Raw genomic sequence first — 24,937 nt, 5'->3', positions numbered from 1 at the left:
TCCCTAGCCAGGCTCCAATCAGCTGACCATGTCCATGGCATCCACAATCAATGTGTTGCCCTCACAACGCAAAATCACAACGTTCTGGCCTCGCTCCAAAGGACCACAGGCACTGCGAGCTGCTCGTCGCACCAGACTGCCACGCACCGATGTCTCCACAAACCCACGCTGACGTTCATTCAGCGGCAGGGTCACTTTGGCTTCCAGTCCGATCAGGTCTCCGGAAAGCACGACCGTATTGGCATCACGCCGAGCCAGAACGCGCAGCGTAAGCGAAGCACACAACCCCAGGCTGACTCCAAGCAGCAGTGCGATGGGCAGATTGAAGCGGGAAGCTGTTGTTTCTTCGAACAACTGCAGCAATAACCCACAGAGCCCAAACCCGGCCAGTGAAAAAGACCAGAACGATGTGCTGAAAACAACAGCAGGATTGCCACCTTCAGCGATTCCGGTCGCAGCATCGCCATCCATGATGCTGTCCGATTCACCAGCGATCGAAAGTGTGATCAACACTCCGCCTGCGATAAGGCAAAAGAGATAGGTCCAGGTCATCGGCGTCGACTGGAAGAAGTTTCATCATGGGCATGATTGCTGTTCGGTAACAGCAGCCTGTTGTTCATTTCAGGGTTGTTGAAACATCTTGCCAGTGCAAAACAAAAGCCCCGCACTTGGCGGGGCTGCAGGGATGGTGAATTGGATTGCCAGGTTGGGCTTGATGTTGATGAGGCTGTTGTTGATCAGCCTTCGAGTTTGGCGGGCTCGGCTTCGCCTTCCCTCAGTTCTGCGTCGATGATCATCACGGCAGCAGGGTTGCCGGCAGCGAACTTGACGCGACCCAGCAGGTAAGCGGCTTCGTGCTCAGAAAGACGCTGAGCATCAACGATTGCGTCGAGGAACACAGTGGTGCGGCGGTCAATGTCCTTTTCAGCAGTGCCGTAAAGCTGCAGCACCGAGGCGGTGACATCAGCTTCCATGCGGAAGACATTGGCGATCACCTGCTCCACATCAGGCCATTGCTGGCGGGGTGGTTCGATCGTGTCGAGCACAGGGCGCTGACCTCTGGAGATCAGATAGTCAGCAAACTTGGCGGCGTGCTCCTGCTCCTGCTTGGCCTCATCGCGGAGATGCTCGGCAAAGCCGGTCAGTTCACGTTCAGCAAACCAGATCGCAGCAGCCAAGTAATCAGCAGCTGACTGACGCTCAAGGTTGAGATGGGCTTCCATCAGGTCGAGCAGTTCGCTGGACATGGGTTCGGCCATGGCACGGCCTGCAGGGCCGACGGGAATGGTGATGGTGGCCTGGGTGGCGGAATTTGTCATTGCGTTGTCCTCTGGAAGGGATGCATCAGTTCTACATCACAAAACAGCGAAAGATATGCGTGAAAACCGAACATTAAGCGATCAAAATATGCTTTTGAGAATCACATTCAAGAGCCCCAAATATGCTTTTGAGAATCACATTCAGCAGTGCAAATCTGCTGCTGAGAATCAGTTTCGTTTGTGCATGCTTGATGGACCAACGCCCCGCGGCGCTCAATCGCTTGAGACCGAGTCGGTTCACCACCTTCTGCATCAGCGTCAGCTGCTGCTGCAGTGAATTCCGGATTCGACTGTTCATCTCCGCAAAGAAGGGTCGTCAGAGTGCGTTCATCGATGTTTCAGCCCGTCAGTCGGGCCTGTGCTGCCCGCTTGGAGCAGATGGTCAGAGCCCTGGGGGGTTGTACGGGCTTTCGCTTCGGTTATGGGTAAAGATGCTCATGGTTCCTCTCCTGCTGAATCATTTCCGCTTGGCAGGGGTTCAGTCGCTACATGTTCGGCTCCAATAGTAAAAGCCTGGGTATCTTTTGTGCTTGATGAGTAACTCGAATGCGTGGCGTAATCACGAAAAGCCTGCTGATATTTATTGATGTTGTATTAAGTGATAGGGAACACATGATTGAGAGGATTCAAAATGGTATCGCCAATCGAGGCAAGTCATTTCTTGCTTCGATCGTTTTGGCTCTGTTTGTGTTCGGCGTTGTTCAGATGCTCACTAGCGCCTGACCACTAGTTGTCTTCTCTGATCTCCAAGCCTGCATGGACGTTGCTGTGAGTCGGCCCATTGCTCAGGGTGACCTGTCGTCGGTGTTGTGAAGCTCTGGGGTGATCATGTCCTTGTCAACACTGCCTTGATCGCTCATAAGGGCAATCCTTGCAAGGTTTATTCCCAATCCAGGAGAGCTTCCGCGCTGCAATGCAGATCACTCAGTTCAACGCGTGTCAGCGTGTTGAGCTATTGAATGAAAGTCTGCTGGTTGAGCCGATCTGCTGCAGAGTTGGTCGATCAACAACTCCCACAAGTCGTGTACGAAGTTTTGCTGATTGCTCAGCTGATTGCCTCGGATGATTCAACTTTTCAAGCTTGGGTTGACAGCCGTACACCTGAGGAGCTCTGTGAAATTTACAGAGACGGCTTGATCCCCGCCAACATGTTGCCAGGAGGCCGTGCCGAAACACCTTGCAGTTTCGGTAATGTTGATGATCCTATGGACTACATTCCGCGATGATTCATCGCCTGAATTTTTTTAGCATACTGGTGCAGCGCATAGACGCCATCCAACTTTAATCATGTGCTTCCAGATTTCACTGGCGTTCTGGTTTGACAGCTTTCGTCTGGACTGAGGCACAGGCGGTTGGGGACGGCTCCAAACGTATGTTCTCAACTCCACCCAATGCCCATGGGTCATCGAAGAGTCAGGTTTGAAGTGAACAATCAGTAGTTGGTCGCCATTCACAAGCCAGACTTCTCCACGAGGCATCTCGTGTGGTTCAACGGGGCCTGAGCTGCAATTCAACATGAAGCAGAGTATGCCCTCGACTGCTTCTCAGCAGTTGTTGTATGTCATCAGGTCAGCACGCGTGGGACCATTGGTCGTAACCGACGATCTTGGCTTGTGCTTCTGTTTCATCGATCGGATCAGCTGCTATTTCCAGCTATCAAGTGTGTAATTGCCATGAAGAGATGGAAACCCTTCTGCTGATTACCCTTTTGATGGTTGCTGTTGATGGGCCTGTTACTCCTTCAGAACTCAGTCAAGACATCCAGAATGGAAAACCAGCTGAAGACCCCAGTCCGAGTGCATCCGCGTGGACCGGTGGTCCAGAGGTCAACATGTGGACTGGTGGTGGGAATCAGGCTGCCGATGACCTGTTGGATCAGCGTCAGCCTGAGCTCAGGTGACCGATGCGGTGAGGATCAGTGGGTTAAGGAAGATCTGTTTGCTGCTTTAAGCTCGACTTGTAGGATCTGATCAAATAACAAGAAGCCGTCAATGATTTAATTTGTTGACTGAACGAAAGTTGTTGAATCGCATAAAGATTATGGTGATGAGTCTTGCTCAGAATCTTTGTATCTTATATCAAGCGGGTCTGGGATATGAAGGGTGCGCTGGGGAAATGGTATTTCGATCGAGTTTTCTTTCAGTTTTTTCCAAATCCTTAAATTGATCTCGCTTGTAACGCGAATGCCTCCCTTCACATCCTGAATAAAGAATTTTACATAAAAATCCAGGCTTGAATCGCCATAGGCAACAAACACCGTTGATGGTGCTGGATTTGCAAGAACTTCTGGGTGTGATGTCACAACCTCTGTAATCAACTCGATCACTTGATTTGGGTCACTCCCATAGCTCACACCAAAATAAGATTTTCTGGCAATAATGTTGTGGTTTTTGGTATACGTAGTGATTTGATTTGTGAAAAATAGGTTGTTAGGAATGATTCTCTCGCAATGATCACTTTGATTTGTCACAGTGACTGCCCTTAAGCCGCAATCTGTGACTTCAGCGATTTGAAACGCTTCCCCTGAGCTATCCAGAAGGTTCAGATTAATCACATCCCCTGGTTTGGTCGAACCTTCCATGAGTAACCAAATGCCACTAACGAAGTTACTAATAATCTCCTTGAGTCCAAGACCAATACCCACAGAGAGACCGCCAGTAATTAAGCCAAATACTGTTGGACTAATGCCAATTGTCCCAATGATGACAAATATACCGAAGCCAACTAGGCCATAACGAATTAAGATGAAAATGGCTTTCGATACCTCCCTGTTTTCTGTTTTATTCGACCCCAAAAACCATTCAAGTATTTGCGTCATGAATGACGATAGGTTAACCCATAAATATAGACCAATTGTTATTGATAATCCATCGCCAATATTAAAAGGGGTACCAAAGAGTTGGATGATCGGCGCGCCAAGCAATGATGATGGATCTCCAAATGTTTGAATTACGATAAAGAGAAGATATCCAATCAAAGCAGGCATGAAAAGCCTCGTTTTGTACTGATTTAATTTTTCGGCTTTATCTTTACTGACCGAATGAGTTAGCGATTGAAATAAAATATTGAGTATTGTATAAGCCAGTAATATTGCCCATGCATGTTGAATGAGTCCATTAGGCCGTCGTGTTATTTCCATTATTGCGTAGATTATTGTTAATACAATAAGTGCTATTGAGGCTGCTGTGGCCCTCGGCTTGATCGGGGCTTTTAGGCGTTTAATATTGATTCTCACTTTTGATGCAACAATGAAACCAATTGATATGCTGATGATAATAATTAGAATCTGGATGCTTACAGCTGGCCGACTCACAGCATGCCAAAGCTCGTTACTGAATTGAGTAATGGGTTCTAAATTGATTTGACTTGCTGTGGTCATTGCGGACTCTCAAATAGTTCAATGATTTCATTACTGGCCTTAACTGGGTCGATTAATCCCGCTGTTGCATCTTGATAGATCTCCTGAATGGCGTTGTAGTTCAAGATCATTGTTTCTAGTTCTCTGTCTGTCAACTCCGATGATTTAGCGAAAGCCTTTTCTGATATAGTTCGAACAGGAAGAAGCTCTTGATTAAAGTCACTATTTTTGTTGACTGGTAAAAGTGAGTTCCAATTGATTGCAATTTGTTGTTGCTGGTCAACGCTGATTGCGTAATTGCTGAATCGCAAGGCAAGTTTTGTTTGGCTCTTGCTTGCGAATGGATTCAATACAAAGGATGCTCCAGTCAGTCTTGGCTCGGAGTTTTTACCATTAATACTTGGCAGTTCACTGATTCCAAGATTTTCGCTACCAAGCTTATTCCTTAGGAATGGCAGGTCAATTGATTCACAATTAATGATACTAATTTTTCCTTCTGCAAAATATTTTGTCATTAATGACGAGTTTTTGAATAGGGCTACATTGGGCTCCTCGTCACTTTTTCTGAGTGTCTTGATCCAATTATTCAGACCCTCTTTGAGGTCCTGAGCAGAGCTCTTGTTGGCTCCAAATAATTTCGCGTTAAATCCTGGCAGTCCCCATATTGTTTCAAGGAAATTTCCCCCTATTGCGATCGAAATCCCTGATCTGGAAAGTTCAAGCAGCTCATTAAATGTTTTAGGTGTACTTCTTGCTTTTTGCTTGTTGATGCAAAGTAATTGAAGATTAATGATGAATGGTATGGCATAGAGTGTGCCATTAGCCCCCGCGGTTTTTAAAAGTTTTGGACGTAATTCTCCAAACCTTACGCTGTTGGCTGGTATGGCCTCAATTTCATTCTTTTTGCGGAGCGCTGGGATCATGAAATTATGAGCTAATAATAAGTCTGGACCTAATCCTTCTTTGACTTTTTCTGAATACTTCTTGTAGATATTTGAGTCTGAATATTTTCTCCAGATCACATTGACCATGTTGTATCTTTCTTGAAATCGTTGAATTAGATTTTTTAGGGTCTGATCTATTCTTGTCTGGACCATTGGGTTCATCCCCTCATAGTCCGGAGTCCAGATCAAGATTGTGCCTGCCGGAGGCTTTTGATTGTTCTTTCCTCTGGAGACCAATTCAAGCCATGGCCCTCCCCTGACCTGGCTTCCATAGGCGGAAATGTTGGGAGTTGTTGTTGATTTTTCTTGAATGCAACCCTGCAGCAGTAAGCCAGCGGCCAGTAGCGTTGTTGTCGCTAGAGCTGAGTTTCGAAGCACGGTACTTCAGATCTCCACCTAAAGTTTGCTGGGTTATAGCGCGACAGCCATGAATCACTTAATTATTTTCGGTTGTGATGCAGCAGATCACAGCGTAAATGAGTTCTCTTCTTGCTTTTTCCACTGAGTTTAAACCTCATTCAACTTCTTAAGCTTTTGATTTAACCATCGATTTGATTTGTTTGCCCATGCTCGAATACTTTCATAATTTTCATTCAATGTGTCATTTGGTGCTGACAGTTTTGAAATTGATGGCTACATAGAATATAGAGATTTAGCTGACCAGTGACAAGTGACGAACTCGATGGTCTTGAAAATCAATCTGTCGGTGATGCAGTCAGTCAACAGTCCGTGGAGACTTCATTAGTCTGGACGCCTCAGACGATTGCTTTATCGATCCTCCTGTTCATTGCTGCTGGGCTTCTTGAAGTCGGAGGCGGTTGGCTCGTTTGGCAAACAGTCAGAGAAGACAAAAATTGGACTTATGCCGCTGCCGGAGTCATTGCACTGATTGGCTATGGATTCGTACCTTGCTTACAGCCTACTTCGGATTTCGGCAGAGTTTATGCTATTTATGGTGGTTTTTTCATTGTTTTAGCCTTTGCCTGGGCTAAACAATTTGATGGATACTTGCCTGATCTGGGTGATTTGATAGGAGCTGGTATTGCTCTCTGTGGAGTTCTTGTTATTATGCTTTGGCCACGTTGATCGCGTCAATATTCTGCTTATTGAACAACCTTTTAATTGGACAATTGTCCTGATAATTTTCTTTATTTGAATTATTTGTAAGTGTAATTTTTATGGTTGATATGAATTCTGGCTCTACGGCTCGTTCAGATCCTGGTTCAGAAATGATTTTGTCTATCCCTGGAATGGATTGTACCAATGAGCAGCTTGAAATTGAGGCTGCTCTTGATGGGATGGAAGGCATCAGCAACCCACTCTTCAACCTTTCCAAGCGCACCTTGGTTCTATCGGGTAAGCCTCAAGCTCTGACAACAGCACGAGTTTTGATTCAAAAAATAGGCTATAGGGTTGAGGTGATTGCTGATGTTGATCAGGCTAGAAGTGTTCAAAAGATTTCTTGGAATCGTTTGTTATTTTCACTCTTTTTTGCTGTTCTTGCTGAAATCCTAGAACTTTTATCCTCTGGAGCAACAGTTCAGCGAGCGCTGGTCGTTTTAAGCTCTTTAATCGCCATTTTTTTGGCTGGTTTGCCTGTATACCTTCAGGGCATTTCAGCTTTGCGAAGGATCAAACTGAATATGAACGCTTTGATGTCAGTTGCAGTGACTGGTGCATGTCTTATTGGGTATTGGCCTGAGGCGGCAATGGTCATGTCCTTATTCTCAATTGCTGAGGAGTTGGAATCTCAGGCCTCTAATCGAGCAAGAAATGCTATCTCCAGGCTTGGCGAACTAGCTCCTGATTTTGCTCATGTGCAAATGAGTGACCGCAGTTGGAAGAGTGTTGCTGTGAAGAACATCAGGGTTGCCAATCTGGTCAGAGTCGATGCTGGTGACAGGATTCCACTTGATGGTGTTATACAAGCAGGTCAAAGTTCCGTTGATCAGTCATCCGTTACCGGAGAAAGCTTGCCTGTAGAAAAGCTTGTTGGTGATCAAGTATTTGCTGGAACTCTTAATACAACCGGCTCTTTTATTTTCCGTGTTTCATCGCTTGAGTCTGAAAGTACCATTGCTCGAATCATTCGTGGAGTTGAGGAAGCACAGGCTTCTCGGGCTCCGATGCAACGTCTTGTTGATCGATTTGCGGCCAAATATACACCTGCTGTTTTTTGTTTGGCCATTGCTGTTGCTGTTTTGTCTCCTGTTTTTTTCGATATTACTGTTCTCAATGCTATCTACAGGTCATTGGTTTTGCTTGTGATTGCATGTCCATGTGCACTTGTTATCGCCACACCTGTCACGCTTGTCAGTGGTTTGACGGCTGCAGCGAGAAGAGGAATTGTAATCAAAGGTGGACTTTTCCTTGAACAAGTTCCAAGACTTAAAACTATTGCATTCGACAAGACTGGAACCCTTACTATTGGATATCCTGTATTGGTTGAGTTGCAATCATTGATTGACGATGATCAATTAGTTTGGCTCAAGCAGTGTTGTGTATCACTGGCTCTGCAATCAAAACATCCTGTATCGCGTGCAATCGCTGCAGGTATCGATGCGGAGCAACTCCAGGTGGAAGAATTTGAGGCTCTGATTGGTAAGGGTTTAACAGCTCTGATCAATAACCAACGGATCTACCTTGGTAATCGTCGCTGGCTTAACGAGATCGTTCCCATGGATGCGCATATTCAATCGTTGATTATGAGTCACGAGAGCGCAGGTCGAAGTGTGTCTCTACTTGCCGACAGTGAGCATATTCTGGCTTTGTTGGCTGTTGCTGATCAGCCTCGCCCAACATCAGCACGAGCAATTGATCTCCTCCATCGAATGAAGATCAGAACAGTTATGCTTAGCGGGGACAATAAAATTAGTGCCAATTTAATTGCAACTCAGATTGGCATTGATCAAGTTCTAAGCGATCTTCTCCCTGAACAGAAATTGCTCGCCTTAAAAGATTTGCAGGCTGAATCTCCAACGGGAATGGTAGGAGACGGCATCAACGACGCTCCTGCTTTGGCAGGAGCACAGATTGGCTTTGCGATGGGTGCAGCGGGTAGCGATGCGGCGATGGAGGCTGCTGATGTTGTGATCATGGATGACGACCCAAGGCGGCTCGTGGATGTCATTCAGATTTCTCGTCAGACTTTGCATGTTCTTTGGCAAAATATCGCGATAATTGTGCTTATCAAAGGTTCGTTTCTTTTGTTGGCTCTGCTTGGCTACGCAACAATGTGGCAAGCCGTTTTCGCCGATATGGGCACCAGCTTGATTGTAGTGTTTAATAGTTTGCGTCTTCTTGCTACTTCGTCTTCTGCTATTTCCCCTTCTTTTTCCTGACAGTTCACTCATTCTGCTAATCGTTTAAGGATCTACCTGATGGCGTCGTGATCCCATCTGAGCTCTCCATAAATCAACCATTTCTCTTGCACGTGCGTGTGCAGACAGATCATTTGTGCTCACACCATTGCGATATTTTTGGTCGAGAAGCTGATCCAGCCAATCGAGAGCAGCCTCATCGAGATGCCATTCTGTGGGGTATTGACTCATTACTCTTTGTGCCTACAGAGTTTTGAATGATTCAGGGTCTTTGCATTTAGATGCGTTGCATGCATCGGATGTCCTCATCAGCCACCGATTTGTTTGCGCTGTTGCCTTATCAGGCCGTTAACGCTATCAGATACAAGGATTCCAAGGGGGTGGCTCAGAGACCTGGAATTAATAACAACTCTACCGGTGTGTCCCCGATGGCCCATGAGCGGTGACCTTGACGTCCTCGTGTTCCTTGATCTCCACCGAAACTGATGTCTCCTGGTCCCATTTCAACAACCATTCCATCCATTGTTTCCACGCCCCACCTACCCTTCAAGGGAATGATCCATTGAGGCTTGGGATTTTCGTGCCAATTCTTGACCTCTTTCGGCATTAACAGGAGCGTGATGATTGTGGCAGCGCCGCTGTAGTGCACCGCACTCCATATTGGACTTGTTCCCATAGCAAAGATAGTTTTCTCGTGGTTTTTGAATAAATTCCTGGTTTGACAACTTTCACCCTCTTCATTCACCCAAACTCGCCAGAAGTAGTGAAGAGTTGAATCTTTCATTGGTGCGATACCTGTGGTTCGGTTTTTCTGTTTTGTGCTCTCAGATGGCGTTAATGAATTTATTTAAATGAATGCATGCTGTTTTTGGCTTTTTTCATTGGTTGCATCCCAAATCGTTTGTTTCATTTTCACTGCATTCCGCTAGTGAACACAGTGACATGAAAATAAAGATAGCTGACGCTATGAGGCAGAGCAATATGGAATTTTTTTCCGATGACAACCCGAATGGTAGGTTGATCGCAGTGTCATAACCATGCAGTGCTGACAGGCAGTACAGCGCTGACCCAACCAAAAAGCTGAAGCATACCCACCAACCTAAGTGATTTTTTTCGACAAATACTAATCTTCCATGGCCAATTTCTGCGTAGTGTGCAATTCCCGAAATCAGAAACATAAATGATCCTGCCATGTATGCATCTGGACCCAAAAGTTTTCGCGTCCTTGTGGCCAGATTCAGATTCAGCCAATCGCTGATGCTGTCTGCATTAAAAAAGAGTGTTCCAGCTTTGGCTCCAATCACTCCGACCAGGGCCAAGCTGAGCGAAATCAGAATATACTTTTTTTGGCGTCGCCATGCTCTAAAGGTTTGCCAAAGCTGAGTTAGGCTTCCTGTTAAGAACAGGACTGAACCAAGCATAAATAATGTTTTAAATATCCACTGGTTTTGTAACTGAGTGATCGAGCCAGTGACAAATAAAATTGAACCGAGTAAAAAAGCCATTGAACTTTGAACCTCCAGTCTATTCCATTTTTTAGGCAGCATGAGCGCCTTAGCCATCTGGTGGTAAGTCAGAAAAATGTAGTGATTGCCTTGTATGGGCCCCAGGTCTTTTCTAAGTCTTCGACTTGTATAAAAGTAACTTTGATCGTCGCCATTGACTGTGGTCAGACCAGGTCTGTCCTTTGAGATTTTGTGGATGGTGCTTTTTCTGTTCAAGTATTGATCTTGAGTTTCACGACTTTAGCTGTAGCGATTCATTTTGACCATCGATTGGAGATCCGTTTTCAGTTGGCCAACGTTGTGAAGCCTTTGATGGTTGTTAGATCACGCTATCTATTTTGATATTCCTGAATTAACTCTTGTACGCTTTCTTCTGATTGTCTTTTTTTGAAGTCTTCAAGGTTATTGATCTTCATGGCTTGCAGATCAAAAAGAAGTTCTATAACGGCACCTCCATTGCATTCTTCGCTGGAATACTCCTGAGTAGAGTGTAATAGTTTTGCAAGATGATTGCTTAAACTGTTTTCCATTTTTGTTGTAAGAGTTAGACCATCTTGTTGTCTTCGCGTGGAACTGGCTCTTGAATGGTTACATTCGTTTACGATGGTCTGGACTGATTGGTGTTTGACCTTTCGAGGACGATCAAGCTGTTTTTACAACTCCTTATTCAGAAACTTGATTTCAGCTCACTTGCGTCAATGATTTGATTGCTTGACGACCGCTCAGTGTAGGTAAACCAGGCTTCTGCAATACAAAAAACAAAACCCCTGGTTGTGAGCCAGGGTTTTGTCAGTTGAGTTTCTTGTTTCGTCCTGAGTCGGCGTTGCGCTTAAAGGGTCAGGACGCCTGGATCTGGTCAACGTTTGTCGTCACCAGACTTTTGGCAGCAGTGACTGTCCTGCAGCCACCTCAATGGCAATCGCCACCACAAAGCCGAGCATCGCTAGTCGGCCATTCCAGGTTTCGCCGTCTACCCAGGTTTCCATCCCGAAGGTTTCTTCCATAGCGCTTTTGGGTTCAGCCTGCTGATCTGTCATGGTCTTTACGTAACTTCATCTATTTTTGCAAACATGTTCGCGTGAGGTTGCGGCAAAAAGCACAAGGGCATGCTTCGTCTGGCAGCCGCAGCGTGTCTTTGTGTTTCAGGTGTTTCTGTCCGCGGCGTTCGCCTCTGAGATCAGCTTTTCGGCTCAGATCACCGGTTGTGCAGTTGGCCAAGAAGCCTTGCAGCTAGTCCCCTGGAGATCCGCCGTTGCACCAGCAGATCGCAGATCCAGTCGAACAGTGGGACTGAATCAGTGCTGGCCTGTCGTTGTTCGAGCGTCTTTAGTTTAGCAACGCTTTTGCACCCCCGCAGGGCATCGATCAAGGTGTCTTCCTCGGGTTGTTGGATCAGCACCTGTGTTGAGTTCAATCCATGGCTCGCCAGCTGTACATGTCATGGCATCACTTGGGTGCTGTTGTCACTTCTTGTATGTCAGCGCTCACCTCGTGACCCACTGTCTGGAGTGTTCAGCAGGCCTAGGGCCTGCATGACCTGCAGGCGAATGCCGCCGAGTCGACTCCAGGCCTGCAGCGCTTCCTCTTTTGATTTGTAGGGGCGCCAGTCATCTTCCGCGATGCGTCTGCGAAGGTGGCCCGCCACTCTTTCGGCGACTCTGGCATCGCTCGCCGCCTTCAGATGCAGTGTCTTGCCGTCCAGGAAACCTTCAGATGGCATTGTTCAATCCAATGGCATCCATTGTGTTCGACAGAGCATGGATTTGAGCCAGGCATCGGTGTGCTGGCTTCATTTAATCTTGCTTCCAACGTTCCTTTGCCCTCCCATGGAAACGTTAGATCCCCTGCTGCTCAGCATGTTCGCGGTTGGAGTGGCTTTCACAACGACCGTGTTTGTCGTGTCATTTCGCCAGATTGACCGCAATGAGAAGGAACGTGCACAGCTCAATCGGATGAGGGGCAGGCTCAATAGGCTTTTGCAGCAACGTTTCTGATCGACATCGCGTGCTGCTCCTGCTTGTCGCTGGTGGCTTTCTGGCTTTTCTTGCGATCACTCAATATCTTGTTCGTCGCACGATGGACGGTGGGCAGGACCGCTGACCGTCAACGTCTGGCGATGCCTCTGCCATTGCCGATCAGCCCCGCATCGATCACAAGGCTGATCAGAACAATCAGCAATCCACTGAACGATTGCACTCCTCCGAATGAAACGGTTGCCCAGCAGATGCCCAGAGTCGTTGTGGGCAGAAACAGAAGGCCCAGAATCGGAATGATTGGATTGGGTATCGCCAGGTCAGCAAAGGGCCCAAGCACAACTTCAGGACTGAACAGCCAAAGCAGAATCAGGATCAGGCGTGGCGCAATCAGTCCAAGCCCCGCAAGAAGACACATCAACCTGCACCCACAACTTCGAAGCTTCCCGAGCTGGTGACAGAGAGGATCAACCAGAGCATCACAACACTCGCTGCAATCAGCACGACAGGCCAGATTTCCCCTTCTGGATTCATGGCAGCTGAACGGCTTCTGCCCTCTTGTAGCAAGCTCCTATCAGGCTGTCTCAGTCGACAGCGGACGAAATGCGGTTTCGCGTGTGAATGCGCATGCCGTGATGAGCGTGCACAGTCCGCTGAAGGCGACCCATGCCCCCGGTAACAGAGGATTCCCGGTTTGAGCAATCAACCAGGTTGCAATCAGTGGGGTGGTTCCGCCGAAATAACCTTCTGCAACATTGAATGCCACGGCCAGGCCGGTGCAGCGAACCGCGGCAGGCATGAGTTCCACGTTGGCGGGATTTTTGCCACCTGCAAGCAGAGCCACAGCCAACGTCAGCCCCAGTTCTCCCCAAAGCACTCGCTGAGGATCACCGCTGTGCATGAGCCTGAACAATGGCAGGGCTCCAAAACAGAGCAGTGATGCTCCGCTGATCAGCATGGGTTTGCGTCCGATGCGGTCGGAGAGCCACGCTGAAACCGGATACAGCATCAGCAGTACAGCCAGGACGCCGGTGTTCAGGCTCAGGGATGTTGCGGTGCTGAGGTGATCGACCTCTTCCATGTAGCTCACCGAGTAGACGAACACGGCGTAATACCCGACGCTGCTAGCGATGTTCAGAGCCATGACGCGCAGCACCTGCAGGCGGTAGCGACCAAAGGTTTCCCGAATCGGCGAGTTGGTTCGCGGTGCGTCCAACTCAGCACCAATGCCTTTGCGGATCACAACCCCGCTTGTGGCCACCAGTGCTCCAAGCAGGAAAGGCAGCCGCCATCCCCAGTTTGCCAGCTGGGCTGGGTTGAGTGTGTGGGACAGCAGATCACCGAAGCCGGAGCCGAGCAACATTCCCAGCACGGATCCCCAGAGCCCCCAGATCGCATAGAAACCACGTTGACGGGATGGGGCGTTTTCGCTGAGAAAAACAACGGAGCTGGTGTACTCGCCCCCCACCGACAACCCCTGAACAATGCGAAGCAGGACAACCGCAATCGGAGCAGCGATGCCGATCTGCTGATGCGTCGGCAGCAGACCCAGCAGCACGGTGGGTATGGCCATCACCATCACCGACAGTTGCAGAGCACGCTGCCTTCCAGCCAGATCGCCGATTCGACCGAACACCATCCCCCCAAGCGGTCGCACCAGAAATCCGGCAGCAAAGGCCCCGAAGGCGCCGATCAGTGAGGCGGCTGGATCACTGGAGGGGAAGAATTCCCTGCCGATGGTGGTCGCGAAGTAGCCGTAGAGGGCGAAGTCGTACCACTCCATCACGTTGCCGATCAGGCCCGCCAGAAGCACTCTGCTGGTGCTCCTGGCGCTGGGTTGAGCGATCATTGCGCTTGATCGGAGATCTCATGCAACCGGTCAATCAGCAGATCCACATCTGTCTCAATCCCACCGTCCTCAGCCCATGCCCCGGGAACGTGGCGCGCTTGAACGACATCATTCAGTCTTTGGCCGTTGCGGCGAGCCAGCAGGGTCGCCGTGGCGTTTCTGCCTGATGCTGAGAGCTGACTTCGAGTGCTTGATGGGTCTGCCATGTTTCCGATCAGATGACAGGCCAGTCGTCTGTGATGCGGGGATGAGCGATGTTCCCAGAGATAGACCGCCTGCCAGGTTCCCAACAGCAGTCGCCCGTTCTCAATGCTGAGGCTCATGGTCTGGGTGGTGAGCGCTGTGCGGATATGGGCTGGCATGTCGTCATCACCTTCGTCGTCGTGCAAGTAACGGCGACGTCTGCCATCAGGTCCGCAAGGCCCAGCTCCGTCCTGAGGCACCATTGCATTCATCCAGGCCGCCAGATCTTCGAGAACCCGTGGGTCCGCGTTTTCATTGATGGTGAGGCTGCAACTGGTGTGCAGGCAGGTGAGATGCATCACGCCGTTGATCAGTCCGGATTGGCTCACGCATTGATTCAGTTGTTGGTTCAGGGGAGTGAAGCCCGTTCCGTGTGTGTTGATCTCCAGGTGCGTCAGCCGTTGATCCAACGCCATGCCATGGCCTTCGCTGCTTTCTCTTTAGCGCGACTCTGACGGCAATGGGATCGCCCGCCCCACTGTGGGTGTGATCAGTGTGCAGTCTTCGGGGAGATCGCCACAATCTGCCGAAGCGTCAGCAGCGTTCAGAAGGCTGCTGATCATCCCGCTGAACTTCACATCGCCACCTGTGGTGCTGGCCAGCACGGTCTTGGGTTGGAAGCGGCTGATCAGATCAGGCATCACGCTTGCGCCTGTGATGAATGCTCCCAGCATCGGCAAGCCAAGATCCACCACCGGGGTGATCAGGGTGTCGACGCTGCGCTGATCGATCGCAGGATCCAAAACACCATGTGGTTCGAGATACAGGGACCCCTCGGGCCAATCGAGCAGGTAGCCATTTTCCACCGCCGGGACTGCTGCACCTGCGGTGGCGCGGATCTTCAGACCAGCGATGGTGGAGGTTTCACCGGGTTGCAGCTCGGTGATGGCCTCAAATCCCAAACGCTTGACCACACGAGCGGCAGCTGCTGATGCCACCACGGGGATCCGCTTCGACAGCGCCTGAAGCGTTTCCGGATGGGCATGATCCGGAAGCCCTTGCGTGAGCAAAAGCAGATCCAGTTGATCCGGTATTGGCATCAGTTTCGGCATCTCACCTTTCAGCAACCAGGCACCCGGTGGAAACACCAGCGCACCACTGAGCCATGGGTCCAGCAGCACCCTTAGTCCAGCGATCTCCAGCAGCCAACCATTGGCCCCGAGATAAGTGGCTGCGTCTGTCATCTTCGAACGCTCCAAGCGGAGTGACGCTAGTCAATGTGCTGGTTCAGCCGAGCGCTTGACCACTCAGCTCAGCACTGCAAGACCAACGCCTGTCACGGCGAGGGTCGAGGCCAAGAGCACCGACGGTTTCAGCTGATCCCCCTCGGCACGGGCCACCAGCAGGGCCATCACCGGTGCCGTGCTCAGCACTGTGATGCCAATGCCAAGAGGCAACCTCTGCAGCACCACCTGTTGCAGCAGGATCCCCAGAACGGTTCCCAGCACTGTTGCAGCCAGCACCCGCGGCCAGCGCACACTGCGCGGTCGTGGCCGCGGAAATCTGGCTGCCAGCCGCAGCCAGGGAAGCAGCAGCAGCAGTCCTCCCAGCAGACGGCAGGCAGCACTTTGCAGAGGTGTTAGCTCACTGTTGATCAGGACAGTGCGCGAGACGGCGGCGCCTGCCACACCGCAGACCACGGCCAGCAAGCCAAGCACCAAGCCCTGCGCCTGAACACGGCGGCTTCGGTCGAGCAGTCGTGTGGCGTCAGGAGGTTGCTGCAGGGCAACCAACACCACGGAGATCGTGACCAGCAATGCACCAGCCCAGCCCTGAACAGAGAGCTGCTCTCCCATGGCGAACCAACCTCCCGCAGCTGCTGCGACGGGGGCGAGCGACTCCAGGGTGAGTGTTCTGCGGGTGCCTAGACGCCGCAGTGCAGCGAGATAAAAGCTGTCTCCCAGTGAGATTCCCAATCCACCACTGATCAGCAGCAGCATCAGGCTCTTCACCTCTCCGTTCCAGGGGAGTGTGACCAGCACCGGCAGCAATGCTGCGCAGGCGATCAGATTCTTCAGCCCGTTGAGTTGAATCGCGCTGAGGGAGGTGGATAGACCTCGCCAAAGACTGCTCGCCAGAGTCCAGGCCAGTGCTGCAACCAATCCGGCCAGGATTCCCACTCAGTGCCTCCGCTGCAGGCTCAGCCCCACCAGCAGGCCGATCACCAGCGCTCCTGCTCCATGGCCCTGCAACAGAGTGAGGCCGAGCAACAGTCCGAGCAGTGGCGAGGGGAGCAGCACCGCAAGGCACCCCCCGACAACACCAGCACTCCAGCTGTCGATGCTGCCGATCCATGGCATCCATTGGTGTAGCCCCATCCCCAGCGCGCTGCTGGCCAGGATCACCGGAAAAAACTGGCCGCCTCTCCATCCGGTCTCCAGACAAAGGCCGACCATCAGTAACTTGGCCAGGGCCGACAACATCAGCACGTTTGTATCCAGCCTCCATTCGTTCATCACGAGGGGTCTCAACTGGTTTTCCCCGGAAAAGCCCGCCAGTGGTAAACCCCACAGGCAGAGTCCGATCAGCAGACCTGTGCCGATCGGTATCCACCAGAAGCGTTCCAGAAGCTCTAACTGTTGAAGCCACTGCCGCCAGCGTTTGATCAACTGGCCCGCCAACCAACCCGCGAGCCCGGCGAGTAGGGATGCCAGCAAGGCGCTCAATCGTTGTGAGGGATCAGAGGGCCAGGCGTAGGACACGCCACGCATCCCAGCGCCCAGGTCACTCAAACCGTTGAAGGCCACGAAACCGGCCAATCCCCCGATGGTTCCTGGCAGCCATCGCCAGATCAGCTGCCACTGACGTCCAGCCAAGGCTGCGCTGCCCACCAGAGGTGAACGGAACAATCCCAGGGATCCAGCCATCGCAGCAGCCACAAGGTCACGATCCGCGCCTTTCCAGACCGTGTGGCTCGCGACCGCGACGAGGCGTGTCATCAACGCCTCCGGTCCCAGTGTTCCTCCGCCGGCGAGGGCCAGTATTCCTCCGATGATTTGCCTGAGGCCGTGACGCGTGTTCAATCCTTCCGGTTTTCTCAGTTCAGCGAGCGTCTCCGACATTTCAGGCAGCGCACTGCCTGAACGTCGCCGCTGCAGCAGGCTGAGAGCCACGCCGATCGTTCCCGACCAGGCCAGACACCACAGCAATGAACGATCGCTGGGCAACCCTCGCTCCACCGATGCACCCCAGACCCATCTCTGCAGCATGAGTGTGCTGCTCACCACCAACGCTGCGAGCCCTCCACCTGCTGCTCCAGCCAGCAGGGCGCGAGCAGTGCCCTGCAGAAGACTCTTTGGCATGGTTGGTGGCGGATTGATCACCAGTAGGGGTCAGTGGCCAATTCCACCTTGAGCCTCCCTGACGCTGAGGTGGGCACGGTGCTGATACAGGCCCTCACGGTGGTCCCATCAACGTCGATCTCGCAGGCACCGCAGCTGCCTCCCATGCAGCCAGTGGGCACATGCACGCCAGCCTGCCGCGCCGCAGACAACCAGTCTTCTCCGTTGTGGCTGAAGCTTCGCTGGCCATCCGGCCACAAGATTTCCACCCTTTTGTGCCCAGAGGTCACGTGGATGTTTCCAGCAGTGGTTCCAGATTCACATGTTGCTCAAAGGCATCGGCCAAGCGGTCGAGCAGCGCGTCCCTCTGCCGACTGTGGTGGGGTTGTTGCTCACTGAGCTCCGGTAGGCCCCGTCTGTGTCGAAGGCGATTCAGCCACCGTCGTCGCCAGGGTCCGTTCTCGAAGATTCCATGGAGATAGGTTCCTGAAGTGGTCCCACGCACCCAACCCAGGTCTTGATCCGCACTGAATGGATTGCAGTCCTCGATGGCTTCGCTGATTCCCCGATGCAGTTCAAACCCCTCCACCTCCAGTCTCGGTTGTTGATCCGGCCACAGCACGAGGGCTTGCCTCTGATGCAGAGCTTTTGCACCGCTGAACACCGTTCGCAGTGGGAGAAGACCAAGGCCGGCAACGTAATCATCAGATTGCCCTGGAGGATCGTTGCCCTCTAGTCCTTGCGGGTCATGCAGTTCCACCCCGAGCATCTGCATGCCGCCACAGATGCCGAACAGCTCACCGCCGTTTTTGGCGTAGCTGATCAGATCAGCAGCCAGGCCGGTGCTGCGCAGTGAGGCAAGATCCCGAAGGGTTTGTTTGCTTCCTGGGATCACCACGGCATCGGGAATCCCGAGTCGTTCACCCGGTGCGATCCAGCGCAGCTCAACCGTGGGCTCCGCCTCCAGGGGGTCAAGATCGGAGAAGTTGCTTAATGAGGGTAGTTTCAACACGGCGATCTCCAGCTCGGCACTGCGCTTGCGTCCACGCCTTTCCAGCAGGTCCAGTGAGTCTTCAGGAGGGAAGAGTTCGTCAAGCCATGGCATTACTCCCAGAACCGGAATCCCTGTGTTGGTGTCGAGCCAGCGTCGACCTTCGTCGAAAAGTTCTCTTCTGCCTCGGAACCGGTTGATCAGCAGCCCATGGATGAGTCGCCGTTCGTCGGGTTTCATCAATTGGAGAGTGCCCACGATCTGGGCAAAGACGCCTCCCCGTTCAATATCGGCAACCAACAGGCAATTGGCTCGCAAATATTTGGCTAAACGCAGGTTGGTGAGATCGCGCGATTGCAGGTTCACCTCCACCGGGCTGCCTGCTCCCTCAAGCACCAGTCTTCCGCCGGGATGGCTGGCCTGCAGATCTTCAAGCCCCCTGCGGATTGCAGCCCAGCCGGAGTCGAACCAATCTCTGTAGTAATGCTCTGCCTTGCAAGTCCCTGCGGAGTCCCCGAGGTGAATGACCTCGCTGGTTGAGTCGCCCTGGGGTTTGAGCAATACAGGGTTCATGGCATGCACTGGTTCGAGACCGGCTGCCCAGGCCTGCAATGCCTGGGAGTAAGCCATTTCGCCTCCGCCCTGATCAACCCAGGCGTTGTTGCTCATGTTTTGGCCCTTGAAAGGCAGTGGCGTTTCCCCTCGTCGTTTCAGCACTCTGCAGAGCGCGGCAGTCATCAGCGACTTACCTGCGCCACTGCTGGTGCCTAGCACCATCAGCGGAGTTGGGCGGGACGTGCTGCTCACTGCGCTTCGACCTGGTCCAGAAGATGCACCATTGCAATGTGGCGTTCATAACGTCAGGGAAATTCTGTAGGCCTGTGACGCTTCTGCTTCAGATCTTGGTGGACAAATCAAAAATTTGTGATTTGATAACGGTGCTTTATGAGGTGATCGTTGCTCCGAACCAGGCAATACAAGAGCTTATTCGGAGTCGCTGTCGGTGTGTTCTCAATCGGTTACCCATTTTCATCGGTAGATGCGCAAGCCGCAGAGCTTGTGCCTACTGTTCAAGCCAATCCTGGGACATCAGTCGGTCAAGTGTCCGGGCAACATTCTCTCTCCGCTGAGCAGCAGGCTGATCAGCTTCTGGCAAGACTGAATGCCATGCGAGACAAAATTGATAAGTCTGCGCGTAAAATATCTCTTGATGAAGCGATTGCGCTGGGTATTCGCAATAACCCCGAGCTGGTTTCAGCTTTTCGATCCATTCAAGATTATGAATGGCAATTGATTGCCGCTCAGCGTCAATGGTATCCCACTTTTGCAATCAGTAACGGATCGCCTACTCTCGGCTTAGATGTTGGTACTTACATAACTAAGTTTTACAATGATCCCTTTAGAACGTCCGTCAGTACAACTCCAGGTAGTGCCATAGGTACTGAGCCTACCTCAATATCTCAGTATACAAACACTTTGAACTTTCAGCCAAATGCTTCCATTTCATGGAATTTTATTGATCCTACTCGTCAGCCTGATATCAATGCAGCGTCCGAAGCCCTTCGCCAACAAAAGTTGCTTTTCGAGGTCAGTGCTCGCGATTTAATTCTCAATATCCAGACGTCGTATTTTGCTCTGCAAAGTACTCGACAGCTGATTGAAGAGTTTTACAATATTTATGACATTAATCGTCAGCTCCTTGAAGTCAATAGAGCGCGTTACGAAATTCGCTTGGTATCCATGCTGGCTCTGGCGCAGACACAAACTCAGCTGTATAATCAGCTGAACCAGTTGCTGGGATACACCAAGCAATTTATTGAGGAATCAGCAACTCTTGCGATGCGTCTTGGCTTGCCAGTTGACAAGCTTGTCTTGCCTGACGAGAAGGCCAACCTTTATCGTGACTGGTCCAAGACGTTGCCTCAAACAATTGATCGAGCTGTCGAATCACGAGAGGAGATTCTTGCCAGTCTTGCTGCCGCAGAAGAAGCGCGTTGGGATGGGATCAGCAAGATAAACAGTTATTTGCCCATTGTTTTGTTGTATGGAGAGGGTGGTCTTTCGATGGCAAGCGGCGTGATTAATGGCTCCCCAGGTCTTGATAATGCTAGAAGTGAACAGCTTCAAACCCAGTGGAATGCCGCCGTCGGTCTCGGATTTGAATGGACTTGGGATGGAGGAGTTGATGCAGCAGCTGCTCGCTCTGATTACGCCCAGGAAGAGATGGAGCGTTCCAAGGCCGAGATGAATCGTCTCCAGGCGGTTCAGCAGGTTCGCTCCAGCTTTGGGCAATATGAAACCTCGCGAGTTGCCGTCGACAGTGCGCGTTTGGCGTATCAGTCAGCTCAAGTGGCCCAGGAAGCAGCCAGAGCTCGTTACGAAATTGGCCTTGGAGACATCACGTCCATTGTGCAGACCATTGAGCAGCTGGGGACTGCTTCCATCTCACTGTCTGACTCCATTCTTAATTACAATAGATCGGTGGCTCAGCTTTACCGCTACTCGGCAACCTGGCCGGGTGAAAGTGATCAATTAGTGCGCCAGCAGGAGAAAAGTCTGAGATGAGAGAAATCTTCGAAAAACGTGCCCTGCGCAAGCGTCATCAGGCCGGAGATAAAAGTTCTCCAATTGTTGTTCTCTCCCCGCCTCTGCGCATTACTCTGGGTCTTGGGGTTGCATTGGCTGCTGTTGGTGTTTTATGGGCGTTTCTGGCAAAAATACCCATTGAGGTCAAAGGCACCGGGGTTCTGTTGCCTGTAGGCGAGATCAACAGAAAACGTGCTCAAGTGGATGGTATTGCCCGTTGGATGTTTGCTGAAAAGCAAAATAACTGGGTTGCTGATGTTCAGAAATTCCAGCGTCAGCCCGATCAGCTATCAGATGCAGCTGTACTGGATCTCTCCCGTCGCATCCTTCGTACGTACTCAACGTCAGAGTTTTCTGCACCTTCTCAATCCAATGGTGTACTTAAAGATAAAAGGATCTACCCCGAGGGGACTCTACTGATCTGGTTGCAGTCGCTTCAGGAGCAGGAATCGTTGCAGGCCCAGGTTGACACGCTTGCCTCGATTGGTCGTCTTAATCGTATTCAGCAAAAAACGCTGATTCAAAAACAATCAATTCTTGAACAAGAGCTTAAGAGTCGGCAGACTTTTCTCAATTCGATGCTCGAACTGACGAAAAAGGGCTTCGTTAGTAAGCCAACAATTCTTCAAAATCAAGCTGAAGTTGACAATCTTAAATCCAAAGTTTTTTCTAACCGTGACTCTTTGGTCCATCTGCAAACAGAATTGCAGCAGTCATTCATCAAGCTGCGCAAGTCACTGGCTCAGATGATTTCGAAAGGCTTTGTTTTTGCCGATTACGACCTTTATATCCGTCAGGTTATTCCCAATAATGGCGAGGGCGTTTCTCAGGGTGATCTTCTCTTGCTGCTTAGTCGTGAATCGTTAAGCAATCCAGTGCAGGTGCCTGTTTTTCTTTCCGAGCGTGAATCTGCTCAGGTCAATGTTGGCATGTCGGTGCTTGTTACCCCTGTCGGAATGCGTCGTTCTGAGGTGGGTGGAATTCTTGGACGCGTTGTACAGATGTCTGAATTGCCCAGCGGCGATAAGGATCTGGAGGCACGTATTGGTTCCAGTAGCCTGGCGAAGGTGATTCAACAGCGGGAACCCAGTCCCACGCTTGCGATTGTTGAACTGCAACGCTCCGCGCAAGATCGGGGAGGCAACCGTGGCGGTTATGTCTGGAATTCCAAGAGTAATTTGCCCTTCCCGCCTAAAACCGCTGATCAGCTCAATGTCTCGATCACAACCCGTCGTGTAGCGCCCATTTCCTTGGTGATTCCACGACTGAGACTATTGCTGGGGCTGACTCCACCTGAACCTAAACAAAAGCAAGATCGTCAATCGGATCAATCATCGTCCTTGCCAAGCGGCAGTCCAAAGGTGTTTGGCTGATGGCTTCCTCCGCTTCACGTCGGGTCAAGGCCATGACGGTTTTGCAGTACGAAGCGACCGAGTGTGGTGCAGCATCACTGGCCACAATCCTCCGTTATTACGGTCGGATCGTGCCTCTGCCTCAATTACGTCGTGAATGTGGTGTCAATCGCGATGGTTCCAACGCCCAGCGCGTGCTTTTGGCTGCTCGAAGTTTCGGCCTTGAGACCAAGGCCTTTCGCTGTTCCGGCGAGCAGCTTGTTGTGCAGGGACAGTTCCCCTGTGTCGTTTTCTGGGGATTCAATCATTTCCTTGTACTTGAGGGATTTGATCAGAAATACGCCTATGTGAGCGACCCCGCTGAAGGTCGGGGTCGCATGTTGAAAGAGGAGTTCTTCGATCAGTTCACCGGTGTCGTGATGGAGTTCTCACCAGGCCCGGAATTTAAACGTGGAGGCCATGACGAATCTCCGCTCTGGATGCTGCCTGGATTGCTGATGCCTTATCGGAGGCAGGTGCTGAGTCTGCTCCTCGTAGCCTCGATTCTGCTCATTCCGAATATTTTAGTTGCAGGACTGACCTCCTCTTTCATCTCTGATTTCTTACAGGAAGAAAGGCTTTATTTCGGTATTCCCATCGTCTGGTTGTTGGGATTCAGCTGCGTGCTTTGGCTCATTCTTTTGGTCGTTCAGTTTGTCTTGTTGCGTCGGCTTGAACTGTTGCTTTCCAAGAAGCTGACCGTTGATTTGTTCGAAAAGCTCTTCTCGGTGCCATGGGCGTTTTTTCAGGTTCGCATGGCAGGAGAACTGGCGTCCAGGATGTTGCTGGGGATGAGAATCACTCAGGTGGTTGTTGCACAGTTGCTGCGTTTTGTCGTGACCATCTGGGCGGCGCTTCTATTGATGGTCGTGACCTGCCTGATTTCGTTCTGGCTGACCGCACTTGTCGCAGCTCTGCTTGTCTTCAATCTTTTGTTCAATTGGTGGCTCACGGCTCGCCGTTATGACGCCAACCGTAAACTTGCCATTGAGCAGGGAAAGGCGCAGGGCCGTGCCCTTCAAGGTATCAACTCCATCGAAACACTTAAAGCCTCCGGACTTGAGTTTGATTTTCTGAGTCAGTGGCAGGGAAATTTCGGATCCGTCGTTGAACAGAACCAGTTGCTTGGCGCCCAGCTCGCCTGGTCCAGCATCAGTGCCAGCAGTGCAACCTTGTTGCTTCAAGCTCTGGTGATCACTGTCGGTGGTCTGTTGATCATTGATGGAAGGATCTCTCTGGGTCTGCTTGTTTCGTTTCAGTTCCTTCAAGCCCAGTTGGTGGCCCCAATTTCCACGCTTCCTCAGTTGAGTTCCACCCTTCAGCGTCTGATCGGCAATCTGGGCCGATTGATGGACCTCACGACCACGGCGGATGATCCCCATGTGCGCAGTTTTCAGGATGCCAGGGATGGAATCGATACGGAAGATCGTCTCCAGGGACGGATCACATTCGAAGGTGTTGCCTATGGATTCAACGCCGTTGATCCTCCCTTCATCCCGGCCATTGATCTGGATGTTCCTGCTGGGTCAAGGCTGGCGCTGGTGGGTGCGAGTGGATCTGGCAAGACCACTTTGATCCGGATTCTTGCAGGTCTGGTGGACCCACTTCAAGGTCAGATTCTGTTCGACGGTAAGAACTGGGATCAACTGGATGATCAGGTCGTGCGCGGGAGTATCGCTTATGTGCCGCAGCAGGTGTTTGTTTTCAACGCCAGCATTCGAGACAACATCACTCTCTGGAATCCTGATTTCACTGAAGAAGACCTACAGGCTGCAGCGGCTGATGCTCAGTTGCTGGAAATGATCAACTCGCAACCAGAAGCTTTTCATAGACAACTGCGAGATAACGGTAGTGATCTCAGTGGGGGAGAACGCCAGCGTCTTGAAATCTGCCGTGCTTTGATTCGTCGGCCTTCGATTCTGCTTCTCGACGAAGCAACAAGCAACCTCGATAACCTGACTCAGCGTCGTGTGATTGATGCCGTCCAAAAGCGTGGCATTACTGTCGTCAGTAGTGCTCATCGCCTGGATGCAGCGCTGAGCAGTCAACAGGTGCTTGTTCTCGCTCAGGGCAAGGTTGTTGAGCGTGGGCATCCTGATGACTTGCTAGCTAATCCGGATGGAGCGTTCACGAAACTCGTGGCCGCTGAACGGCGCGATCAGGTAGAGGTTTGATGG

General features: G+C 51.2%; 25 protein-coding genes. 7 read left to right on the top strand and 18 right to left on the bottom strand.

Annotation, left to right across the window (positions count from 1 at the left end; all coding sequences use genetic code 11):
- Positions 1-18 precede the first annotated feature (18 nt).
- Together SynBIOSE41_RS12065 and SynBIOSE41_RS12060 are read right to left on the bottom strand one after the other, a co-directional pair.
- Positions 19-552: an NfeD family protein gene (locus tag SynBIOSE41_RS12065; RefSeq protein WP_186538081.1), complete on the bottom strand. Its 534-nt coding sequence runs from the start codon at positions 550-552 to the stop codon at positions 19-21.
- Positions 553-737: 185 nt separating this feature from the next.
- A complete protein-coding gene (locus tag SynBIOSE41_RS12060; protein WP_186538080.1) occupies positions 738-1,319 on the bottom strand; it encodes a ferritin in 582 nt (193 codons plus the stop codon).
- A 995-nt stretch (positions 1,320-2,314) separates the two neighbouring features.
- On the opposite strand from SynBIOSE41_RS12060, the gene SynBIOSE41_RS12055 reads away from it, so the two are divergent.
- Positions 2,315-2,545 carry a hypothetical protein gene (locus SynBIOSE41_RS12055; RefSeq protein ID WP_186538079.1) on the top strand — a complete coding sequence of 77 codons (231 nt, stop codon included), beginning with the start codon at positions 2,315-2,317 and terminating at the stop codon, positions 2,543-2,545.
- A gap of 18 nt (positions 2,546-2,563) precedes the next feature.
- Here SynBIOSE41_RS12055 and SynBIOSE41_RS12050 read toward each other — a convergent pair whose 3' ends face one another.
- Positions 2,564-2,797, bottom strand: coding sequence for a DUF1651 domain-containing protein (locus SynBIOSE41_RS12050; protein WP_255475744.1), 234 nt, complete (start codon positions 2,795-2,797; stop codon positions 2,564-2,566).
- A 203-nt stretch (positions 2,798-3,000) separates the two neighbouring features.
- Between SynBIOSE41_RS12050 and SynBIOSE41_RS12045 the strand changes: the two genes are divergently transcribed.
- Positions 3,001-3,219: a hypothetical protein gene (locus SynBIOSE41_RS12045; protein WP_186538077.1), complete on the top strand. Its 219-nt coding sequence runs from the start codon at positions 3,001-3,003 to the stop codon at positions 3,217-3,219.
- A 138-nt stretch (positions 3,220-3,357) separates the two neighbouring features.
- On the opposite strand, the gene SynBIOSE41_RS12040 is transcribed toward SynBIOSE41_RS12045, so the two are convergent.
- The gene (locus tag SynBIOSE41_RS12040; RefSeq protein WP_186538076.1) at positions 3,358-4,698 is read right to left on the bottom strand and encodes a mechanosensitive ion channel family protein; all 1,341 of its coding nucleotides are present in this window, start codon (positions 4,696-4,698) and stop codon (positions 3,358-3,360) included.
- Positions 4,695-5,999: an extracellular solute-binding protein gene (locus SynBIOSE41_RS12035; protein ID WP_186538075.1), complete on the bottom strand. Its 1,305-nt coding sequence runs from the start codon at positions 5,997-5,999 to the stop codon at positions 4,695-4,697. The genes SynBIOSE41_RS12040 and SynBIOSE41_RS12035 overlap by 4 nt, the downstream gene beginning before the upstream one ends.
- A 285-nt stretch (positions 6,000-6,284) precedes the next feature.
- On the opposite strand from SynBIOSE41_RS12035, the gene SynBIOSE41_RS12030 reads away from it, so the two are divergent.
- Positions 6,285-6,707: a YnfA family protein gene (locus SynBIOSE41_RS12030; RefSeq protein ID WP_255475743.1), complete on the top strand. Its 423-nt coding sequence runs from the start codon at positions 6,285-6,287 to the stop codon at positions 6,705-6,707.
- A gap of 101 nt (positions 6,708-6,808) precedes the next feature.
- Entirely contained in the window at positions 6,809-8,962 is a 2,154-nt protein-coding gene (locus tag SynBIOSE41_RS12025; RefSeq protein WP_255475742.1) for a cation-translocating P-type ATPase, read from the top strand.
- Positions 8,963-9,326: 364 nt separating this feature from the next.
- On the opposite strand, the gene SynBIOSE41_RS12020 is transcribed toward SynBIOSE41_RS12025, so the two are convergent.
- The 13 genes from SynBIOSE41_RS12020 to SynBIOSE41_RS11960 form a co-directional block, all read right to left on the bottom strand.
- On the bottom strand, positions 9,327-9,725 hold the full coding sequence (locus SynBIOSE41_RS12020; RefSeq protein WP_255475741.1) for a cupin domain-containing protein: 399 nt from the start codon (positions 9,723-9,725) through the stop codon (positions 9,327-9,329).
- Between the two features lie 94 nt (positions 9,726-9,819).
- Positions 9,820-10,503, bottom strand: coding sequence for a hypothetical protein (locus SynBIOSE41_RS12015; RefSeq protein WP_186538074.1), 684 nt, complete (start codon positions 10,501-10,503; stop codon positions 9,820-9,822).
- Between the two features lie 812 nt (positions 10,504-11,315).
- Positions 11,316-11,483 (bottom strand): chlorophyll a/b-binding protein, encoded by a 168-nt coding sequence (locus SynBIOSE41_RS12010; protein ID WP_231857180.1) that lies wholly within the window; start codon positions 11,481-11,483, stop codon positions 11,316-11,318.
- Positions 11,484-11,641: 158 nt separating this feature from the next.
- Positions 11,642-11,860: a hypothetical protein gene (locus tag SynBIOSE41_RS12005; RefSeq protein WP_186538073.1), complete on the bottom strand. Its 219-nt coding sequence runs from the start codon at positions 11,858-11,860 to the stop codon at positions 11,642-11,644.
- A 63-nt stretch (positions 11,861-11,923) separates the two neighbouring features.
- The gene (locus SynBIOSE41_RS12000; RefSeq protein ID WP_186538072.1) at positions 11,924-12,166 is read right to left on the bottom strand and encodes a hypothetical protein; all 243 of its coding nucleotides are present in this window, start codon (positions 12,164-12,166) and stop codon (positions 11,924-11,926) included.
- Between the two features lie 383 nt (positions 12,167-12,549).
- Positions 12,550-12,837: a hypothetical protein gene (locus SynBIOSE41_RS11995; protein ID WP_186538071.1), complete on the bottom strand. Its 288-nt coding sequence runs from the start codon at positions 12,835-12,837 to the stop codon at positions 12,550-12,552.
- Between the two features lie 156 nt (positions 12,838-12,993).
- Positions 12,994-14,268 (bottom strand): MFS transporter, encoded by a 1,275-nt coding sequence (locus tag SynBIOSE41_RS11990; RefSeq protein ID WP_186538070.1) that lies wholly within the window; start codon positions 14,266-14,268, stop codon positions 12,994-12,996.
- The gene (locus SynBIOSE41_RS11985) at positions 14,265-14,927 is read right to left on the bottom strand and encodes a secondary thiamine-phosphate synthase enzyme YjbQ (protein WP_186538069.1); all 663 of its coding nucleotides are present in this window, start codon (positions 14,925-14,927) and stop codon (positions 14,265-14,267) included. The genes SynBIOSE41_RS11990 and SynBIOSE41_RS11985 overlap by 4 nt, the downstream gene beginning before the upstream one ends.
- A gap of 24 nt (positions 14,928-14,951) precedes the next feature.
- Complete coding sequence (locus SynBIOSE41_RS11980) at positions 14,952-15,695, bottom strand: MBL fold metallo-hydrolase (protein WP_186538068.1); 744 nt, start codon at positions 15,693-15,695, stop codon at positions 14,952-14,954.
- Positions 15,696-15,758: 63 nt separating this feature from the next.
- The gene (locus SynBIOSE41_RS11975) at positions 15,759-16,631 is read right to left on the bottom strand and encodes a DMT family transporter (protein ID WP_186538067.1); all 873 of its coding nucleotides are present in this window, start codon (positions 16,629-16,631) and stop codon (positions 15,759-15,761) included.
- The gene (locus SynBIOSE41_RS11970; RefSeq protein WP_186538066.1) at positions 16,632-17,813 is read right to left on the bottom strand and encodes a chloride channel protein; all 1,182 of its coding nucleotides are present in this window, start codon (positions 17,811-17,813) and stop codon (positions 16,632-16,634) included. It lies immediately after the preceding gene.
- 17 nt (positions 17,814-17,830) lie between these two features.
- On the bottom strand, positions 17,831-18,082 hold the full coding sequence (locus tag SynBIOSE41_RS11965) for a 2Fe-2S iron-sulfur cluster binding domain-containing protein (protein WP_255475740.1): 252 nt from the start codon (positions 18,080-18,082) through the stop codon (positions 17,831-17,833).
- Positions 18,079-19,560 carry a cobyric acid synthase gene (locus SynBIOSE41_RS11960; protein WP_186541173.1) on the bottom strand — a complete coding sequence of 494 codons (1,482 nt, stop codon included), beginning with the start codon at positions 19,558-19,560 and terminating at the stop codon, positions 18,079-18,081. The genes SynBIOSE41_RS11965 and SynBIOSE41_RS11960 overlap by 4 nt, the downstream gene beginning before the upstream one ends.
- A 228-nt stretch (positions 19,561-19,788) precedes the next feature.
- Between SynBIOSE41_RS11960 and SynBIOSE41_RS11955 the strand changes: the two genes are divergently transcribed.
- Genes SynBIOSE41_RS11955 through SynBIOSE41_RS11945 form a run of 3 tightly spaced genes read left to right on the top strand, consistent with a single transcriptional unit; the run spans position 19,789 to position 24,934 of the window.
- Positions 19,789-21,348 (top strand): TolC family protein, encoded by a 1,560-nt coding sequence (locus tag SynBIOSE41_RS11955; protein ID WP_186538065.1) that lies wholly within the window; start codon positions 19,789-19,791, stop codon positions 21,346-21,348.
- Positions 21,345-22,742, top strand: a complete 1,398-nt coding sequence (locus tag SynBIOSE41_RS11950; RefSeq protein WP_186538064.1) for a hypothetical protein — start codon at positions 21,345-21,347, stop codon at positions 22,740-22,742. The genes SynBIOSE41_RS11955 and SynBIOSE41_RS11950 overlap by 4 nt, the downstream gene beginning before the upstream one ends.
- Positions 22,742-24,934, top strand: coding sequence for an ATP-binding cassette domain-containing protein (locus SynBIOSE41_RS11945; protein WP_186538063.1), 2,193 nt, complete (start codon positions 22,742-22,744; stop codon positions 24,932-24,934). The genes SynBIOSE41_RS11950 and SynBIOSE41_RS11945 overlap by 1 nt, the downstream gene beginning before the upstream one ends.
- Positions 24,935-24,937 lie beyond the last annotated feature (3 nt).

The organism is Synechococcus sp. BIOS-E4-1, assembly GCF_014279995.1.
Taxonomy (GTDB): domain Bacteria; phylum Cyanobacteriota; class Cyanobacteriia; order PCC-6307; family Cyanobiaceae; genus Synechococcus_C.
This window is presented reverse-complemented; position numbering and strand designations above follow the sequence as displayed.

What these genes read in the sequence shown, in the direction of transcription:
- SynBIOSE41_RS11970 (WP_186538066.1), bottom strand. Translation starts at nt 17,813, where the DNA reads ATGCCAAAGAGTCTTCTGCAGGGCACTGCTCGCGCCCTGCTGGCTGGA.
- SynBIOSE41_RS11990 (WP_186538070.1), bottom strand. Translation starts at nt 14,268, where the DNA reads ATGATCGCTCAACCCAGCGCCAGGAGCACCAGCAGAGTGCTTCTGGCG.
- SynBIOSE41_RS12010 (WP_231857180.1), bottom strand. Translation starts at nt 11,483, where the DNA reads ATGACAGATCAGCAGGCTGAACCCAAAAGCGCTATGGAAGAAACCTTC.
- SynBIOSE41_RS12000 (WP_186538072.1), bottom strand. Translation starts at nt 12,166, where the DNA reads ATGCCATCTGAAGGTTTCCTGGACGGCAAGACACTGCATCTGAAGGCG.
- SynBIOSE41_RS12045 (WP_186538077.1), top strand. Translation starts at nt 3,001, where the DNA reads ATGGAAACCCTTCTGCTGATTACCCTTTTGATGGTTGCTGTTGATGGG.
- SynBIOSE41_RS12060 (WP_186538080.1), bottom strand. Translation starts at nt 1,319, where the DNA reads ATGACAAATTCCGCCACCCAGGCCACCATCACCATTCCCGTCGGCCCT.
- SynBIOSE41_RS11995 (WP_186538071.1), bottom strand. Translation starts at nt 12,837, where the DNA reads ATGTGTCTTCTTGCGGGGCTTGGACTGATTGCGCCACGCCTGATCCTG.
- SynBIOSE41_RS12040 (WP_186538076.1), bottom strand. Translation starts at nt 4,698, where the DNA reads ATGACCACAGCAAGTCAAATCAATTTAGAACCCATTACTCAATTCAGT.
- SynBIOSE41_RS11960 (WP_186541173.1), bottom strand. Translation starts at nt 19,560, where the DNA reads ATGGTGCTAGGCACCAGCAGTGGCGCAGGTAAGTCGCTGATGACTGCC.
- SynBIOSE41_RS12025 (WP_255475742.1), top strand. Translation starts at nt 6,809, where the DNA reads ATGAATTCTGGCTCTACGGCTCGTTCAGATCCTGGTTCAGAAATGATT.
- SynBIOSE41_RS11985 (WP_186538069.1), bottom strand. Translation starts at nt 14,927, where the DNA reads ATGGCGTTGGATCAACGGCTGACGCACCTGGAGATCAACACACACGGA.
- SynBIOSE41_RS11945 (WP_186538063.1), top strand. Translation starts at nt 22,742, where the DNA reads ATGGCTTCCTCCGCTTCACGTCGGGTCAAGGCCATGACGGTTTTGCAG.
- SynBIOSE41_RS12020 (WP_255475741.1), bottom strand. Translation starts at nt 9,725, where the DNA reads ATGAAAGATTCAACTCTTCACTACTTCTGGCGAGTTTGGGTGAATGAA.
- SynBIOSE41_RS12050 (WP_255475744.1), bottom strand. Translation starts at nt 2,797, where the DNA reads ATGCCTCGTGGAGAAGTCTGGCTTGTGAATGGCGACCAACTACTGATT.
- SynBIOSE41_RS12065 (WP_186538081.1), bottom strand. Translation starts at nt 552, where the DNA reads ATGACCTGGACCTATCTCTTTTGCCTTATCGCAGGCGGAGTGTTGATC.
- SynBIOSE41_RS12015 (WP_186538074.1), bottom strand. Translation starts at nt 10,503, where the DNA reads ATGGCTAAGGCGCTCATGCTGCCTAAAAAATGGAATAGACTGGAGGTT.
- SynBIOSE41_RS11980 (WP_186538068.1), bottom strand. Translation starts at nt 15,695, where the DNA reads ATGACAGACGCAGCCACTTATCTCGGGGCCAATGGTTGGCTGCTGGAG.
- SynBIOSE41_RS11950 (WP_186538064.1), top strand. Translation starts at nt 21,345, where the DNA reads ATGAGAGAAATCTTCGAAAAACGTGCCCTGCGCAAGCGTCATCAGGCC.